The organism is Candidatus Pedobacter colombiensis (genome assembly GCA_029202485.1).
Taxonomy (GTDB): domain Bacteria; phylum Bacteroidota; class Bacteroidia; order Sphingobacteriales; family Sphingobacteriaceae; genus Pedobacter; species Pedobacter colombiensis.
Genome location: CP119313.1, coordinates 118,755 through 136,490 on the forward strand (window position 1 = coordinate 118,755; position 17,736 = coordinate 136,490).

Here is a 17,736-nt window from a genome sequence, read left to right on the forward strand (position 1 = left end):
AGTCCGGCATAAATTTGTGATAACCAAATAGTCAGACGATGAACCGTAAATTATCAAGCCGTTTTTCTCCGGTAACTTTCACGTTAATACTCTTTACTTTTTTGTCCTGGAACTTTAATGCTTCCGGACAAAGGTTACATCTAAAAGCTTTAGGGGATACGGTCAATGGATTTAAGGTTGGTCTTTTCGATGCTGAGCGACAGGTCTTAAATAATGAGGATGAATTCTCTCTCTTGATCTCCAATACAGACTTAAGCGAAGAGGTCTTAATATCGGGCTGGAAGGGCAGACAATGGAGCGGCAATGACAGCACCATTACCTTAACAAGAGCAAGCTATATACCCGAATTTGATGTAAATCTCCATGTAGCGGTAACTTATAAGGTGATCAATAAGCATGTAGTTAAGAAAACCATCCAGTTGTTTCAGCCGGGAATGCCGTTGATGTACTATACTTTGAAGGAGAAATTTGTACCTGCCGAAAAACCGGCTAAGTACGTAAGCTTTGAGTATGATCATTTCCCGGGAGGCTTTGCACACGAAATGTTTCCTGCCCTGGGCTATGTGGACCATAACAATACGCTGGTTGGCTTTTTGGTGGATGCGGGATATAAAAATCAATATACGCGTACTACCCGCCGTAGATTTAGTGGTCGTGGGGGAGGTTTTGTAGGCATGCGTAAACTACCCGACCCGCAACTGCTCTCTGTAGCCACCCTTGCGGAACAAGCTGCGGATCATGATTATGTGCAGATGACATTCGGCGAAATGTATAACCTGGATGCAGGAAAAGAAACGGTAGTCACCAGTATACCTTCAGCACAAAGCGGTATGGAAATGATTGTCCCCTTAAAAGGGCAGCAGGTTTACACCATCTCCTTTATGTGTAAAGGGGATACCGCTTTAGCCTTAAAATTATTTAGAGTTAAGAACGGGAAAAAGACGATAGAGCTGGAGCATGGCTTGAAGTATATTGACAATTTTAAGGTTAAAGAAAACGACTGGATCTTGTTTAAGGGGAGCATTCTGGTGCCTTATATACAAGATGATAGCGTTTCACTTTTTATAGGCACACCGGCTAATAAAGCAAGTAAGCTGCAAATCAAAGACCTGCAAATTGTAGCACATCAGCCGGCTTCCGAGCCTTACAATGTGCTTCCTATGGGAGAAGCTGCGGAAAAAACAAGTTACCTGTTTGTTGAGCCCTGGAAAGATCACCATGCGTTTATGCTTTCTTCGCAAACCCGACTGGCTGAAGGCATGGGCTTTAGAGGATCGCAGATAGAAAAAATGTTGTACGGCAATATGAATATGCTGACCTGGATTAATGGGGTGAATGACTTTAAGCCTTTTAATGTGCCGAACATGAATTATTCGCCGGACATGTATAACCGGGACTCCTTTTTTTCTATTGTTGCCACATATAACAAGACTTTGAACCTAAGTATTTGGGATCAATGGGCTAAAACCCAAACTCCAAAAGGGGGGATAGGTACGATCATCACACCTTATATGGGCTCTGTGGAGGCCAAAGATAATGAGGCGACTATAGAATGGTTGATCTGGGCGATGCTGAATAAAAGAAGATTTAACGTTACGCCGCCGGAAGATAAGATCAGAAAGGCTGTTGATTATGTCTTGAATGAATTTGATGGAGGCAAGGATGGAATATGCCGTTCACATTTTTCTATGAGCCAGGTTGATATCGTGGATTATAAGCCAAAAACCGACCGCCTGGCAGTAAATCAGGGGATGCTGGCCATTGCATTAAGAACCATCAAAGAACTGGGCTTCCCAATAGAAGAGTCTTATATCCAAAAAGCGGAGCAGGAATACCGAAAATTTTATGATCCGAAAAGGAAGCACCTGTTGTTTGATCGTAATTATCCTGATATCATCAGTCTTACCGATCTGGAACCGGAATTCTATTCGCTATGGTTGTTTAACCGGCCGTTGCTGACAGATGAGATGGTGATTAACCACCTGGAACAAATGCCTTTGCTCAATAAAGTTGCCAATGCCCCACATCCTGAATACGGAACCACAGCGCCAATATGTGTAAGGTTAACCAATGATAAGCAAGGGTATGCTTATCTGAGCGCTGATTATCAGCCATTCGCCGAATTTGGTGCAGCTAATTATGCCGATGGTAAAAGCGATGGTTTTTATTATAACGGGGGCAGTTGGTTGAGGGGCGAATATTGCGCTTATGTAGCAGGCCTTAAACACGGTTGGAAAAAAGCTCCGAAACTGATGGAGAACCGGGTTTGGGCAGAAATTAATTTAAATCCAAAGTGGCCCTTTAGCAAGGAGTTTATCCCCACAAAATGGACAACAACAGCTTCCTGGTGGCCATCCACCCAGGGCTTGTGCTGGAATGTGTTTCTCCTGATGGCCAATGAAGTTGCGGGACTTCGAACACCGGATATGGATCCTGATTATAGCAAATAATTGAATTGATGAAATAATTTTTAATGAATTAAACTTTTACAAATTCTAACCAAATGAAAGTAAAAATCAACCATGTGTGGCTCATCTTGCTAGTTATAGCATTTTCAAGCCAAAGCCTCCACGCTCAGACTAAGGTGTCTGGAACGGTTAGAGACGAAAATAATCAGCCTTTTCCGGGTGTTATTGTTCAGCAATTGAATACGCAGAACAAAACAGCTACTGATGCCAATGGAAAGTATGTGCTTACCTTACATGATGGTGCAAAGTCATTGGTGTTCAGTTATGTGGGGTATACTTCTTTAACACTCCCTTATGATGGTGCGGGCGCTTTAAATACCGCACTGAAACCACTGGCTTCTGATTTAAATGAAGTAGTGATCATGGGGTATACCACGCAACGTAAATCAATTATTTCCGGTGCAGTTGGTACGTTGAATATGGAAGATGCAGAAAAGCGACGTGTGGCTGATGTGGCTCAGGTATTGCAGGGACAGGTGGCAGGGGTTCAGGTTACCCAAAGTACTGGTGCTCCGGGCGATCCCATCAGTATTCGAATTCGTGGTGTAACTACTAATGGTGATAACAATCCATTGTTTATCGTGGATGGAATTCCATCAAGGGACATTACTTTTTTGAATCCTGCAGATATAAAAACACTGACCGTGTTAAAGGATGCATCCTCGGCGGCTATGTATGGTTCCAGAGCTGCTGCGGGAGTGGTTGTCATTACGACCAAAATGGGGGTAATCGGAACCAGTAAATTGGATGTTAATTATTACAATGGCATCCAGCAGGCTGTGAATCTGCCAAAAATGCTGAATGCCACTCAATACATGGATAAAATGGAGGAGGCCTGGAACAATTCAAATTTTACAGGTCAGAATCCATATACAAAAGATAAAGGGCGGGCAGATTTTGCGAATACGAATTGGTTAGATGAATTATTTGTATTGGGACACTCGCAAAATTCACAGTTAACAGCAAGCGGTGGCAGTGAAAAGGTGCAGTATCTGATTTCGGGTGCCTATTACAAGCAAAATGGAATTGTAATCTATGATAATGACCAATTTCAACGCATAGACTTCAGGACAAATATCAATGCCAATTTAACAAACCGCCTGGCAATAGGTACCAATTTACAGCTTTCTTATACCATTCAGGACAAACTTTCTTCTGAGGGCGATGCACCTGGAATTATGCGCCATGCCATGATCAGGCCGCCAATCATTCCGGTTTATAAAAGTGTAACTGATCCTACCTATAATCCGGACGATCCTTTTACTGATTTGCCTTTTTATACTACGCCATGGAATAGCGATGCTAACCACTATGAGTTTAGCGCCAATCCGATTGCATTGGCAAAGTATGCTAACGACAAAAGATCAAATTATAAAACCTTTGGTAGTTTTTTTGGAGAGTATTCCTTTCTACGCGATAAGGAGCTTAAGTTCAGGACAATGATAGGGGTTGATTTAAATATGAGTCATAATAAAGCATTCTTTAAAAACTTTGGAGACCCTGATGGTGGCGGAAATTCTGTCGATGCTGGCTTAGGTCGTCAAAATCGCCCAAATCAATTGGCAGAAGAGCGGGCTCAGTCGTTCACTTTCACATGGAACAATACCTTGAATTATCATAAAAAAATCGATAAACATGAAATCAGTGCATTGGTGGGAAGCGAGTATATTTCAAATTATGCGTCCGGGATATCCGCTTCAAGAACAAGGTACGCGTATGACCGCTCAACCTTTCAGTATATTGATTATGGCTCTACATCAACTACTTTAGCAGATGGCACGGTAGTGAACGACCTTTGGAATGGAGGTTCTGCATCGGAGTGGGCACTTTTATCCTTCTTTGGTTCGGCAACATATATTTATGATAGCCGCTATGTGCTTACTGGTAATTTAAGAGCAGACGGTTCCTCCCGTTTCGGTCCAAACAACAGATGGGGATACTTCCCTTCCGTTTCTGCCGCATGGATTATTTCTCAGGAACGCTTTATGAAAAGTGTCGATTGGATATCAAATTTAAAACTCAGAGTTAGCAGCGGAAAGTTGGGTAACCAGGAGATAGATGACTTCGCTTATCTGACTACCCTTAAAAAGGATGGGGATAAGTATGTGGTAAAACGCTATGGAAATCCGGATTTGAAATGGGAAACCACAACGCAAAACGATGTCGGTTTTGATGTTGGTTTTTTGAATGACAAGTTTAGCTTTTCGGCAGATTACTTTATGAAAAAAACTACAGGTATTTTATTGCCCGTCTTCTTACCTAAAATTGCGGGAGATGTGCTTCCAACGATTGTAAACGCAGGTGAAGTCACCAATAAAGGATTTGAGTTTACGCTGGGTTTTAAAAATAATGCAAATGCTTTTAAATATCATATAGATGCCAATATGGCAACGGTGAAGAATGTCGCGATGCTGGATCCTAATTTCCCGGGTTTGGGAACAAGGCCAATCAACTCGTTTTATGGCCGGAAGATGATTGGAATTTACCAAAATGAGGCTGAAATAATTAATTATTTATTTGGTACGCCAAACCCGCTGGATGCTGTTAAACCGGGTGACGTGAAGTTCGCCGATTTGAATGGGGATGGAAGAATAACCGATGATGACCAGACCTATCTGGGGAATTCGATTCCTAAATTCTCTTATGGCTTAAATGTGGGCGGTAGCTTTAAAGGTTTTGACCTTTCCATTTTCTTTCAGGGGGTGCAAGGCGTTGATAAATACAACGACTTGAAAAAGATTACCGATTTTGATACACGTCCCTTTAATCACAGTACCCGGGTTCTGGAGGCCTGGCATGGCGAAGGAACGAGCAATACCATGCCTCGTACTACCTTTAATGACAATGGCAGTAGTAAAGCGTCCAGCCTTTTTGTAGAGGATGCTTCTTATTTGCGCCTTAAGAATGTGGAATTGGGGTATTCATTTAATCCGGCGTTTTTTAACGTGATCGGAGTTAAAGGGCTGCGCATTTACGCCTCTGCTCAAAATCTCTTTACCATTACGAAGTACACAGGGTTAGATCCCGAATCTACCAACGAAAGTACCAATCTAATGGATCAGGGGACTTACCCGCAATCCAGGGCATTTCTATTTGGCGTAAATGTTAAGTTTTAACTATTTAAAGAATGTGATAATGAAATCGATCTATAAAATATTGGCAATCTTACTGATTTTAGTAGGAGCCAGCTGCAAGAAGGAGTTATATAAAGAACCAATAGGGGAATTAACACCGGATCAAATCAATACCGACCCCAAATTGAGTACTGTAACTTATTCCGTTTCCTCTTCCTATCAATTGCTTTCCAGTACTTTGAATATTCTTGGGAATTGGCGTTGGGATGATGGTACCGTAACACGTAATGACTTTGTTTTACAAGATATGGCATCGGGTGATGTGCAAAAAAAATGGAACCCTGATGGGGATCAACCCTGGATGGATGATATTGCCAGTTTTAATTTTACCCCCGGGAATGCAGCCTTTAATGGTCAGTGGAGCTATGATTATGAAGGGATTACAAGGGCAAATTTGGCGATTAGCTATTTAACGGATATGGATGTAGTGGCTAAAGTTGGACTGAATGAAGCGCTTAGGGTGAGGCTTTTGGGAGAGGTTTATTTTTTAAGAGCCTTTTACTATTTTGACCTGGTCAATAATTTTGGTGGTGTTCCGCTGTTGTTAAAGCCACTTAAAAACTTCCAGGATGCTTATGCCGTAGCTAAAAGGGAGAGTGCAGAGAATGTATGGGCACAAATAAGTTCTGATCTTACCAATGCAAAAGGCCTCCTGCCGAATAGCAAATTTTCTTCTGATTCAGAAAGATGGCGGGCTTCTAAAGGCGCTGTTATGGCTTTGCAGGCTAAAGTGGCGTTGTATAATCAAAAATGGGCTGATGTAGTTTCAATCATCAATGAGATGGAAACGCTTAACTTCTATGACTTAAACACCAATTATTTCGACAACTTTAGGGTGGAGAGCGAATTTACGGACAAGGAAGTGATTTTTGCTTTTGATCATCAGTCGGGCAAAACTCCACCCGCAGGAAATGGTCTTTGTGCTTTATTGGATTGGGGGTTTATTGCGCCTACCGCTAATTTCTTAGCCGAATTTGAAACCAATGACCCACGACTTTTGTATACTGTAAATGTTCCTGATCATAATGTCAATAAAATTCTGGGTACATTAAATGGCACTCATAAAGGAAATGAAGATGCACCCGGCAACAAAATATACATTCGTTGGGCAGATGTGTTGTTGTGGAAAGCTGAGGCTTTAAATGAAACCGGAAGTACGGGAGACGCAATTATACTGATTAATCGAATCAGAGCCCGTGCGCGAAATACGGTAATTGCCACTGGTGGTACTCCTCCAGCCGGGACATTACCAGATCGTCCGGTATCTACCGACAAAGCCCAAATCAAGAACTGGTTGATTCATGAGCGAAGGGTTGAACTTGGTTTTGAGGGACAACGCTTTCTTGATTTGAAAAGATGGAAAATGGCAAAACAGGTTTTATCGGCTTTAGGCAAGAACTTTCAGGATTACAATTATTTGTATCCCATTCCTCAGGGAGAAGTTTCTAATTCCGGTGGTACAATTACTCAGAACCCTAATTATTAATTCATTAAGAAGGATATATACCGATGACAGATCAAGCGCAAAGATTTACACAAAATCCTTTACTATCGCCAGGGGATTTAAAACCCAGTAGAGCGGGATTGAAAATTACCTGCCTTTTAAATCCGGGTGTTTTTACCTTTCAGGAAAAGACCTGGTTGCTGGTACGTGTTGCCGAAAGGCCGGAGCAGCAGGTGGGGGTAATTTCGTTTCCGGTATTGAAGGGCGATGGGATTGAAATTATAGAAATATTGGCCAATGATCCGGAGCTGAGTGCCAGCGACCCGCGGGTAATCAGGTATAAGGGTGTGGATTATTTAACCACCTTATCTCATTTAAGGCTGCTTTGCAGTGACGATGGCATTCGCTTTTATGAGCCCGAAGGTTACCCTTTATTACAGGGAGAAACCGGGGAGGAAGCTTTTGGAGTTGAAGATTGTCGGGTAGCCTTGCTGGATGGAACTTATTACTTAACCTATACTGCTGTTTCCAAAGATGGGGTAGGCGTGGGTTTACGTAAAACAAAAGACTGGAAGAACTTTGAGTCAGAGGGGATGATCATTCCGCCGCACAATAAAGATTGCGCCATTTTTGAAGAAAAGGTAAATGGCAAATTTTATGCCCTGCACCGTCCAAGCAGCGTTGATATTGGGGGTAATTACATTTGGATTGCGGAGTCGCCCGATGGAATACATTGGGGCAAGCATCAATGTATCATTACTACCCGAAAGGACAGCTGGGACAGTGCAAGGGTTGGTGCGGGAGCTGCGCCTATCAAAACAAAAAAGGGCTGGCTCGAGATTTATCACGGTGCAAATGCTGCACATCGATATTGCCTGGGTGCCTTTTTGCTCGACTTAAACGATCCTTCCATTGTACTTGCCAGAACCACAGACCCCATTATGGTGCCGACAGCAGATTATGAATTAACCGGTTTTTTTGGCCAGGTGGTATTTACCAATGGTCATGTGGTTAATGGCGATGAGCTGACCATTTATTACGGTGCTGCGGATGAGTTTGTATGTGGCGCTAAATTTTCAATTGCTGAAATCCTCAACTCTCTAACCTACCATCATGATTCGTAAATTAAAAACAGAGATTGCGCATTTTAAGGCGCAGTCGCATAATTTCAAAGTACTTACCTTAACCAATCTGATCTACAGCATTGTGTTGCCGGTGATTGATATTTTTGTCGCGGCTTATGTAATGCGGAGTTCCAATGATCCGGTAAAGGTGGTCGTGTACCAGTTGACTATTTATACCGGAATTCCTTTAACTTTTTTAATCAATGGATGGCTGTTAAATCGTTTTCCAATTAAGGTATTGTACTCCCTGGGGATGGTATTGAGCGCCATTTCTATGATGATCATGATGTCATTAACCACCTTGGATATCACAGGAATTGCAATCGCCGGTATTGTAATGGGGATGTCGTTCGGGTTTTACTGGGCCAATAGAGATTTTCTGGCTTTGGCGACAACAAATGATAACAACCGCAATTATTATTACGGATTGGAGACCTTCTTTTATACCATTATTGCAGTAGTTATTCCCGTGATGATCGGGTGGTTTATAGAGGGGCTTGCAGGTACTGGTGATGCGAAATTCGGCTATAAAATTGTGACGGGGATTGTATTTGTCGTGACCATTGGCGCTTCTATAATGTGCTTTACGGGTAAGTTTACCAATCCCCTCAATAAGAAGTTTATCTACTTTAAATTTAATCCTTATTGGTACAGACTGATGTTTCTGGCTGTGTTAAAGGGCCTGGTGCAAGGCTTCCTGGTTACTGCTCCGGCTATGCTGATCATGTTGCTGTTGGGGAAAGAGGGCGCATTGGGAACTGCACAGTCTGTAGGTGCGGTATTTGCAGCCATATTGATGTATATCATCGGTCGCAATACCAAACCCGAGCACCGAATTTATGTATTTGGGACTGGCTTGGTCTTATTTACCATTGCTGCGCTTATCAATGGGGTTTTGTTTAATGAAACCGGGGTGATTTTATTTATGTTGTTTTTGCTACTGGCTAAACCACTGCTAGACCTGGCTTATTTCCCGATCCAATTCAGTGTGATTGATATTTTGACCAAAAAGGAGAATAGGAGTGAGTTTGCCTATATTTTAAATCACGAGGCAGGTTTATACATAGGTCGGTTAACCGGTGCCGGAACATTTTTATTATTGGCCTATTGTTTCTCCAATGAGGTCGCGTTGCGCTATGCCATTATTATTGTGGCCGTATTGCAGTTGAGCTCTTATTGGGTAGCAAAAGGGATCCTTAAACAGGGGAAAATTATGAATGAAGAGCTAGAACTGATACCTTTAAAAGAACCCAATGCTTATGAAGTTTAAGCTGACTGCACGATTTACACTGCTTTCCTTATTTATTGTTGCGCTTTGCCATGCCCAGGTTAAACAGGTTCCTATTGGCCGCGTAGCAGCCATGGCAGATTTGCCTAAGCCATTGCAGATTATCGATTGGAAAGCGATGGCACTTGATTTTGACAGAACCATTTATGATTTTAATGCCAAAGGCCAATACTGGCCAGTGGTTTGGATGGACAGCACCGGGAAGAATTTTGACCAGCCCACATTGGGGATGTATACTGCCGTTGGTGATGTAAGGCAGGGGCCACAAAGCAACAAAGGGATGTTCCACGAGTCGCTGGCGAATATGGGCTCCGTTTTGGGAGCTACATTGGTTGGACTGGATAAAAGCAAACAGCAGGGCTTGAATTATGTAAGTATGCTGAAAAGCTACTTTAATAAAGACAATGGTTGGGGTATTATGATGAATAATACGGCCCCCGAGGTTGCCTTGCTGGGTGGCGGATATGGTAGGGATTGGTGGTATGATGTATATCCGAATGTGCTGTTTTATGCCATCTACGACAAGTACCCCTCGGAACCGGATTTTGAAATGATGGCCAGAAGTATCGCCGAAAAGTTTTATAAAGCCGACTCTATCTTAAATGGCAATTACAATTACTCTTATTTTGATTATGGGCAGATGAAACCGATGACTAACCAGATTTGTGCGCAACCTGATGCTGCGGCCGGGCATGCCTATGTATTGTATGCTGCCTATAAAAAGTTTGGCGATCCGCGTTATTTAAAGGGTGCAATCAGTGCCATGAAAGCATTGGGAAGTCAGCAAATTAACCCGACCTACGAACTGTTGATGCCTTTTGGGGCTTATCTGGCAGCGAGGATAAATGCAGAGCAAGGGACTTCTTTTGACACCGGGAAGATGCTGGACTGGACTTTTGATGGGACTGCTGTTTGCCGCGAAGGTTGGGGCTTTTTGGTCGGCAATTGGAATGGTTTTGACATTTCCGGAACTGTAGGCAGTACGGTTGATCATGGAGGTTACGCTTTTTTAATGAATACGTTTGATGCTGCCTGGCCATTGGTACCCATGGTTAGGTATAAAATGGAATATGCCAATGCGATAGGTAAATGGATGTTGAATGCAGTCAATGCCTCCCGGTTGTTTTATCCGCAGTATATGGCTGCCGCCCATCAAACTATACCCCAGTTTGCCTCGGTAACAAAGGGCGTAATTGCTTACGAAGGTTTTGCAAAAGCTTCTACTTTTGACACGCTATACCAATCTTTAAAAGCACCGGTAGCGCAGGGTGATGGACCAAAATGGGTGCCCGGTAAAAACCCTGAAGTATCGCAGTTTAGTGTATATGGTAGTGCCCACGCCGGTATTTTTGGAGGGATTGCGAAAGAGACAGCGGTTAAAGGAATACTCGGTTTAGACTTACTTGCCACTGATTTTTATCGCCAAAAGGCTTATCCAACTTATTTGTTTTATAACCCTTATTCCTCGGCTAAAACAATTTTGTTTAGGGTGCCAAAGGAGGCTAAAGGAAAAACAGATGTTTATGATGCGGTTGCGCAACGGTTTGTTGCGCGTAATTTAGCTAAAGGTGCTAAAGTGGCTATTCCTGCTCAGCAATCTGTAGTCTTGGTTTGCGTTCCGGCAGGAAAAAAAATGCAAGTTAAAAATCAGCAAATGCTGATTGAAGGTGTTGTGGTAGATTATAATTATAAAAGGTCCCTGTGAAAAGATTTCGCAGGGACCTTTTTATATGATATTCGGAGGTCTTTATTTACTCAGATTTAACCTCAGGTTCAACTCAAAACTACCATTGGTATAACTGCTCAAAGCTGAGGTTTGCGTGGTGTAAGTGCCACTGATCAGGTATTTCTTTTTGTAGTCCATACCCAGACCGAAAGTGGTGTTTTTTGTACTGTGGTACATGGCCAGTAACATCACTTGTTTGTTGGCAATGCTCAACTGCGTTCCTGCATCCCAGATGTTGTCAAATCCTTTCACGCCACGGTAAGCTACTTTAGGTTCCAGGTCCATACCTTCGGCACCTTCGCTGATGTTGATTTGGTAACTTGCCGCAGTATAAAAAGTAGCCACATCAGCCAATTGAATCACATCCTTTTTTAATACGCTCTTAAGGTTAGGAATTGCAGCCTGTACATTTAACTTGCCGGAGGTATAAGCTACACCAAAATCACCATCGAGGTAAGTTTTACGATCATTGTATTGTCCTACGCTGGGATCATTGGGATTGCCATAAATATCCGCATTCTCTAAACGTTGGGTCATGAAGCCTAACGATACCCCAAAGTGTAATTGCTGACCTTCGCTATTTAATGGCAGGTGATAGGCGTAAGTACCCACTACGCGTGTTTGTCTTTGCAGACCAGCACTTTCGTTGTTTACTGATAGACCCAAGCCTACTTTATTAAAACCATAATCTGCTGTAAGGTTTTGGGTTAAGGGTGATCCCGGAACATTGCTCCATAGTTTGCGGTACGCGCCGTTTAATTTTAAACCTTGTCCGGCACCGGCAAAAGCCGGATTGATCAGGTATTGATTGGTAAAGTACTGTGCTGATAGCGGGTTTAATTGTGCTTTTACCGAACCTATAGTTGCTGAAAAAGCAAGTAGCAGGGCTGTTTTGTATATGGTTTTCATTTATCTTTTTTGATGATTATATTTTTTAAACGATCGCGTGTTGTACTATTTCGATCTGGTAATGGTTATATAACCTTTGGTTTTAGGTTTGCCAGGACCAAAGTCGATCACATAAAAGTAAGTGCCTTCAGCTAATGGTGCACCATTAAGTGTACCTTCCCAGCTGTTGTCATATCCTTTCTTACTATACACTGTTCTTCCTGTTTTGTCAAAGATTTTCACTTCATTGTTCGGATACAGTTGAAGATCGTCAATCACCCATTTATCGTTCACTCCATCACCATTTGGTGACATGATATTGGTTGCTTTAGGTGCAGTTGTAGTTAAATTAATGGTGAAGAATTTTTCCAGACTCAAACCATGTTGTGTGGTGCTTCTTACCAATACACTGTAATTGGTTTTGGTGATCATACTCAGGCTTTTTGCGGTCTGGATGTTATTGCCAACGATGCTAAAAGAGGAATTGTCGGTGTCACCAATGCCAGGTACTAAGCTATAAGTGAAGATCGCTTGTGGATCATCAGAAGTACTGGTAAGGGTTCCCGCATTGGTTCCTATCGGACTGTATTCAAACAAGGTTACTCCGGCAAGCGCAATGCTTTTTGGTGCACCTGGTTTTACAGTCAAGGTTCCTTTTGCATATTGAATGTTGTAATTGGCAGCAGCAGCACCAGCAATATTGATGTCGTAAGTGCCAATTGGACTACTTAAGTTAGCCGAGGTAGTTAACACTGGTTGAGTGGTCAATACTGAGCTGCTTTCTCCCGGAACAAATCCTGTATAACTTGCAGTGAATGTTGGATTTGCAGTGCCCACAAATTTATCCTTATTGTCGGCAGTGATCGTTAATGGTTTAGACGTAATCGTACCTGTTAAGCTAACAGGAGCTAGGGTGTAATTGGCAGCGCTAGAGCCGTTTAGTGTTAGTCCGTTTGCTGTGATTGGCTTAGCGACGCCTACATTCTTATTGTCATATACCGCTGTACCCTGAGTCAGGGTTACAATATCACCGCTTATGATTCCAGTTAATGGATTAAAGGTAACAATAGCAACATCAGTTCCATCGTAAACTTTAGTCACTGTTGCGGCTGTAGCCGTAAGTGTTTTTGGAGTAATGGAACCTGTAACATTTGCAGTGGCTGTAGTAAGGTTGTAATAATCTTTTTGCGTACCGTTAAGCACGAAGTTACTTGCTGTTATCGTTTTTCCGGCACCAGCATTGCTATTCTGATAGGTAGTAGTGGAGGTTACTGATAAAATATCTCCAGTTACCAGGCCAGTTAAGCTATAGTTCGCTGGAACCAATGTAATGTTGGTGTTTCCATCGTAAGTTTTGCTAATTGCAGGGGCTGGATTTAAAGTTAGACTGATGTCTTTTTTTGCAACAGTTAATGTTGCTGTAGTTGTGCTGATATTATAAGTGCCACTGGCAGCTTGTGTTGCAGTAATGGTTACAGTACCTGGTGTAAGTATAGTTACATTTGCTCCACTTACAGATGCGATGCTGCTGTTGCTGCTGCTATAGCTGAATGCACCAGTGCTGGCACTGTTAGGTTTAGTAAGTGGAAATGTAGGATCACCATAATTTTTATTGATGTTCTGGAATCCAGTCAATGCTGCTGGCTGGATAATACTGAAAGTTTTGGTGGTTGAACATAGGTTTGCATCAGTAATGGTACAGGTATATGAACCAGCTGTTAAACCAGAAGCTGTAGCTGCAGTGCCGCCTGAAGGCGACCATGAATAAAGATAACTGCCAGTTCCCCCTGTTACAGTAACAGTAGCCGAACCATTAGCACCTCCCGCTGTAGTTACATTCGACTGAGCCATAGAAGCTGTTATGGGAGCAGAAGGTTGAGTTATTGTAAAGCTTTTGGCTGACGTACATCCGTTCGCATCTGTAATTGTACAAGTATAGGTACCTGCTGTTAAACCAGAAGCAGTTGCAGCTGTACCTCCTGAAGGTGACCATGAATAAGTGTATGAACCAGTACCACCGGATACATTGGAAACGGAAGCGGAACCGTTTGAACCACCATTACAAGCAACATTCGACTGAGCCATAGAAGCTGTTATGGGAGCAGAAGGTTGCGTGATCGTGAATGTTTTGGTGGTTGAACATAGGTTCGCATCTGTAATTGTACAAGTATAGGTACCTGCTGTTAAACCAGAAGCAGTTGCAGCTGTACCTCCTGAAGGTGACCATGAATAAGTGTATGAACCAGTACCACCGGATACATTGGAAACGGAAGCGGAACCGTTTGAACCACCATTACAAGCAACATTCAACTGAGCTGTAGAAGCTGTTATGGGAGCAGAAGGTTGCGTGATCGTGAATGTTTTGGTGGTTGAACATAGGTTCGCATCTGTAATTGTACAAGTATAGGTACCTGCTGTTAAACCAGAAGCAGTTGCAGCTGTACCTCCTGAAGGTGACCATGAATAAGTGTATGAACCAGTACCACCGGATACATTGGAAACGGAAGCGGAACCGTTTGAACCACCATTACAAGCAACATTCAACTGAGCTGTAGAAGCTGTTATGGGAGCAGAAGGTTGCGTGATCGTGAATGTTTTGGTGGTTGAACATAGGTTCGCATCTGTAATTGTACAAGTATAGGTACCTGCTGTTAAACCAGAAGCAGTTGCAGCTGTACCTCCTGAAGGTGACCATGAATAAGTGTATGAACCAGTACCACCGGATACATTGGAAACGGAAGCGGAACCGTTTGAACCACCATTACAAGCAACATTCGACTGAGCCGTAGAAGCTGTTATGGGAGCAGAAGGTTGCGTGATCGTGAATGTTTTGGTGGTTGAACATAGGTTCGCATCTGTAATTGTACAAGTATAGGTACCTGCTGTTAAACCAGAAGCAGTTGCAGCTGTACCTCCTGAAGGTGACCATGAATAAGTGTATGAACCAGTACCACCGGATACATTGGAAACGGAAGCGGAACCGTTTGAACCACCATTACAAGCAACATTCGACTGAGCCGTAGAAGCTGTTATGGGAGCAGAAGGTTGCGTGATCGTGAATGTTTTGGTGGTTGAACATAGGTTCGCATCTGTAATTGTACAAGTATAGGTACCTGCTGTTAAACCAGAAGCAGTTGCAGCTGTACCTCCTGAAGGTGACCATGAATAAGTGTATGAACCAGTACCACCGGATACATTGGAAACGGAAGCGGAACCGTTTGAACCACCATTACAAGCAACATTCGACTGAGCCGTAGAAGCTGTTATGGGAGCAGAAGGTTGCGTGATCGTGAATGTTTTGGTGGTTGAACATAGGTTCGCATCTGTAATTGTACAAGTATAGGTACCTGCTGTTAAACCAGAAGCAGTTGCAGCTGTACCTCCTGAAGGTGACCATGAATAAGTGTATGAACCAGTACCACCGGATACATTGGAAACGGAAGCGGAACCGTTTGAACCACCATTACAAGCAACATTCGACTGAGCCGTAGAAGCTGTTATGGGAGCAGAAGGTTGCGTGATCGTGAATGTTTTGGTGGTTGAACATAGGTTCGCATCTGTAATTGTACAAGTATAGGTACCTGCTGTTAAACCAGAAGCAGTTGCAGCTGTACCTCCTGAAGGTGACCATGAATAAGTGTATGAACCAGTACCACCGGATACATTGGAAACGGAAGCGGAACCGTTTGAACCACCATTACAAGCAACATTCGACTGAGCCGTAGAAGCCGTTATGGGAGCAGAAGGTTGCACCAGATTGAAGGTTACTTGTTTTGTGTTATTTTCACTATCTGTAACGGTACAAGTATAAGTGCCTGCCGTTAATCCGGAAGCCAACGCCCCCGTTCCCCCTAAAGGCGACCACGAATAAGTATAGGGTCCTAAACCACCAGTTACAAAAACAGCTGCTGAGCCAGTATTGCCGCCGTTACAAGCTATATTCGTTTGTGAGTCCGGACTTGCTGACAGCACAGGACCTGTGGTAAAAGTTAAATCATCTCCATAAACGGGTATATCTGGATTGAATTGTTCAAACGCATACGATCTGAAGTGAATGAGGGTGCCACTTGGTAAATTTGTAATCACAGCACTGAAAATCCCCGGTCCAATTCCGATCTGTGTTTTGTGGTCATTAACCGTTGGATCGGCAGTCAATGACCAGACTATACCTCTTTCTTCAAAGAAAGAAAGAAAATTATTAGTTGTAGTGCCCCCTAACCTTGCACTTACTGCACCAATATTTGTTGCAGGGGATGTTGTTATTGGTTCTGGAACAGCTTTTACTTTTGAAATCAGGGGTGCCGGAGGATCAATGTCACCAGAGGCCTTCGCCGCTGTGTTTACCGCTAAGGTGAAAAATAATAACGCAAATGCGATCATACCTTTCCTTAACATTAAGTTAAAAAAGAGTAGTAGTTTTTTCATTTTTAAATTTGATTTGGTTTTGCTGGAATGAAATTCTATCGAAATCTGGTAAGTATTTGGTGTTAATGTATTAGATTAGCCACACCATTGTGATTTTAATGTTTTTTGTCTCAAAAATAGTTTAGTTTTTGTGTAAAATGTAGCGTTGAATAATGCAATGATATAATCCTGTATAGATTGATGGGTAAAATTGTTTCCAAATTGGATATTCTTAATTTATGACTTTGAGTAACGTTCTTCGCAGAAAGGCAGATCCGAAAAATTTACAAGCCATTTTTGAATGCCTGGATCTTTTTTATCCCATGAGTGAAGGAGTCAAAATTGAATTTGATAAGCGTTGTTTTGAGTTTGAAATGAATAAAGGGGAGTATCTCTTAAGGGCAGGAGATTACAGTCATTATGTTTATTTTATTATGGAGGGGATTGTTACCGGTGTAGCTACCTTAAATGGTAAGGCGATTACCAGCTTCATTTCTGTAAAAGGAGAATTAGTGACCGCAATTGAGGGTTTATATGGTGTTTGTCCCGCTACTGAGGATATCAAAGTAGAAGAGTCTGCTTTACTTATTGGTCTGCATGTGGATGATCTGGATCAAGTTATAAGGGATTATCCTGAAATGAATATCATTATGCGAAAGGTGATGGAATTACATTATAAACTAGCTCACCATCGTTCTGTGTTTTTTAGGATAGGAACGGCGACTGATAAATATGATTTTTTTCTAAATGCCTATCCTGATCATGCGCCTCGTATACCCTTAGAGCTAACAGCCTCTTTTCTGAATATCAAAATCAATACCCTTAAAAAGATCGTTAGCCAACAGCTGTCTAAAAATGTTGAGCTGACAAAGGGCGGTATTGAAATTTATATGGAGCGTGAACAGCCCTTCTTACAAAAGAAACTTACACTGTTGCAGCTTGCGGATCAATTCGGCGTTCGCGCACATACTATGTCGCATCTCTTGAGTTTTTATTTTAAGAAAAACTTTAATCAGTTTGTAAATACCTATCGTATTAATTTTGTGTTGAGCAAATTGGAAAATCAGGATTGCTTAAAACAATACAGTCTACATGGCCTGGGAAGCGACGCAGGTTTCGCCTCAAACAGCTCCTTTTTTACAGAGTTTAAAAAGAGCGTTGGACTAAGCCCTCAAGCTTATTGTAAACAACAGAATGAATTTAGTTTGATGTCAGAATCAAAATAAATGCTAGAGATAAAAAAAGAGTAGGAACAGCCCC

9 protein-coding genes are annotated in these 17,736 nt (G+C 42.3%); 7 read left to right on the forward strand and 2 right to left on the reverse strand.

Annotated elements, in window-relative coordinates:
* Positions 1-38 precede the first annotated feature (38 nt).
* The 6 genes from P0Y49_00510 to P0Y49_00535 are packed head-to-tail and all read left to right on the forward strand — an operon-like array spanning position 39 to position 11,163.
* Positions 39-2,450, forward strand: coding sequence for a hypothetical protein (locus P0Y49_00510; protein WEK19636.1), 2,412 nt, complete (start codon positions 39-41; stop codon positions 2,448-2,450).
* Positions 2,451-2,503: 53 nt separating this feature from the next.
* Entirely contained in the window at positions 2,504-5,584 is a 3,081-nt protein-coding gene (locus tag P0Y49_00515) for a TonB-dependent receptor (protein WEK19637.1), read from the forward strand.
* A 19-nt stretch (positions 5,585-5,603) separates the two neighbouring features.
* Positions 5,604-7,088 (forward strand): RagB/SusD family nutrient uptake outer membrane protein, encoded by a 1,485-nt coding sequence (locus tag P0Y49_00520; protein ID WEK19638.1) that lies wholly within the window; start codon positions 5,604-5,606, stop codon positions 7,086-7,088.
* 23 nt (positions 7,089-7,111) lie between these two features.
* Entirely contained in the window at positions 7,112-8,170 is a 1,059-nt protein-coding gene (locus tag P0Y49_00525) for a glycoside hydrolase family 130 protein (protein WEK19639.1), read from the forward strand.
* Positions 8,160-9,440, forward strand: coding sequence for an MFS transporter (locus P0Y49_00530; protein ID WEK19640.1), 1,281 nt, complete (start codon positions 8,160-8,162; stop codon positions 9,438-9,440). Before P0Y49_00525 ends, P0Y49_00530 begins: the two co-directional genes overlap by 11 nt.
* Complete coding sequence (locus tag P0Y49_00535; protein WEK19641.1) at positions 9,430-11,163, forward strand: hypothetical protein; 1,734 nt, start codon at positions 9,430-9,432, stop codon at positions 11,161-11,163. Before P0Y49_00530 ends, P0Y49_00535 begins: the two co-directional genes overlap by 11 nt.
* Before the next feature lie 42 nt (positions 11,164-11,205).
* Here the strand turns inward: P0Y49_00535 and P0Y49_00540 are convergent, their stop codons facing one another.
* A complete protein-coding gene (locus P0Y49_00540) occupies positions 11,206-12,093 on the reverse strand; it encodes a PorP/SprF family type IX secretion system membrane protein (protein WEK19642.1) in 888 nt (295 codons plus the stop codon).
* A 45-nt stretch (positions 12,094-12,138) separates the two neighbouring features.
* Positions 12,139-16,497: a YDG domain-containing protein gene (locus tag P0Y49_00545; GenBank protein ID WEK19643.1), complete on the reverse strand. Its 4,359-nt coding sequence runs from the start codon at positions 16,495-16,497 to the stop codon at positions 12,139-12,141.
* Between the two features lie 224 nt (positions 16,498-16,721).
* Here P0Y49_00545 and P0Y49_00550 point away from each other — a divergent pair, with 224 nt between their 5' ends.
* Positions 16,722-17,702 (forward strand): helix-turn-helix domain-containing protein, encoded by a 981-nt coding sequence (locus tag P0Y49_00550; GenBank protein ID WEK19644.1) that lies wholly within the window; start codon positions 16,722-16,724, stop codon positions 17,700-17,702.
* Positions 17,703-17,736: the final 34 nt, after the last annotated feature.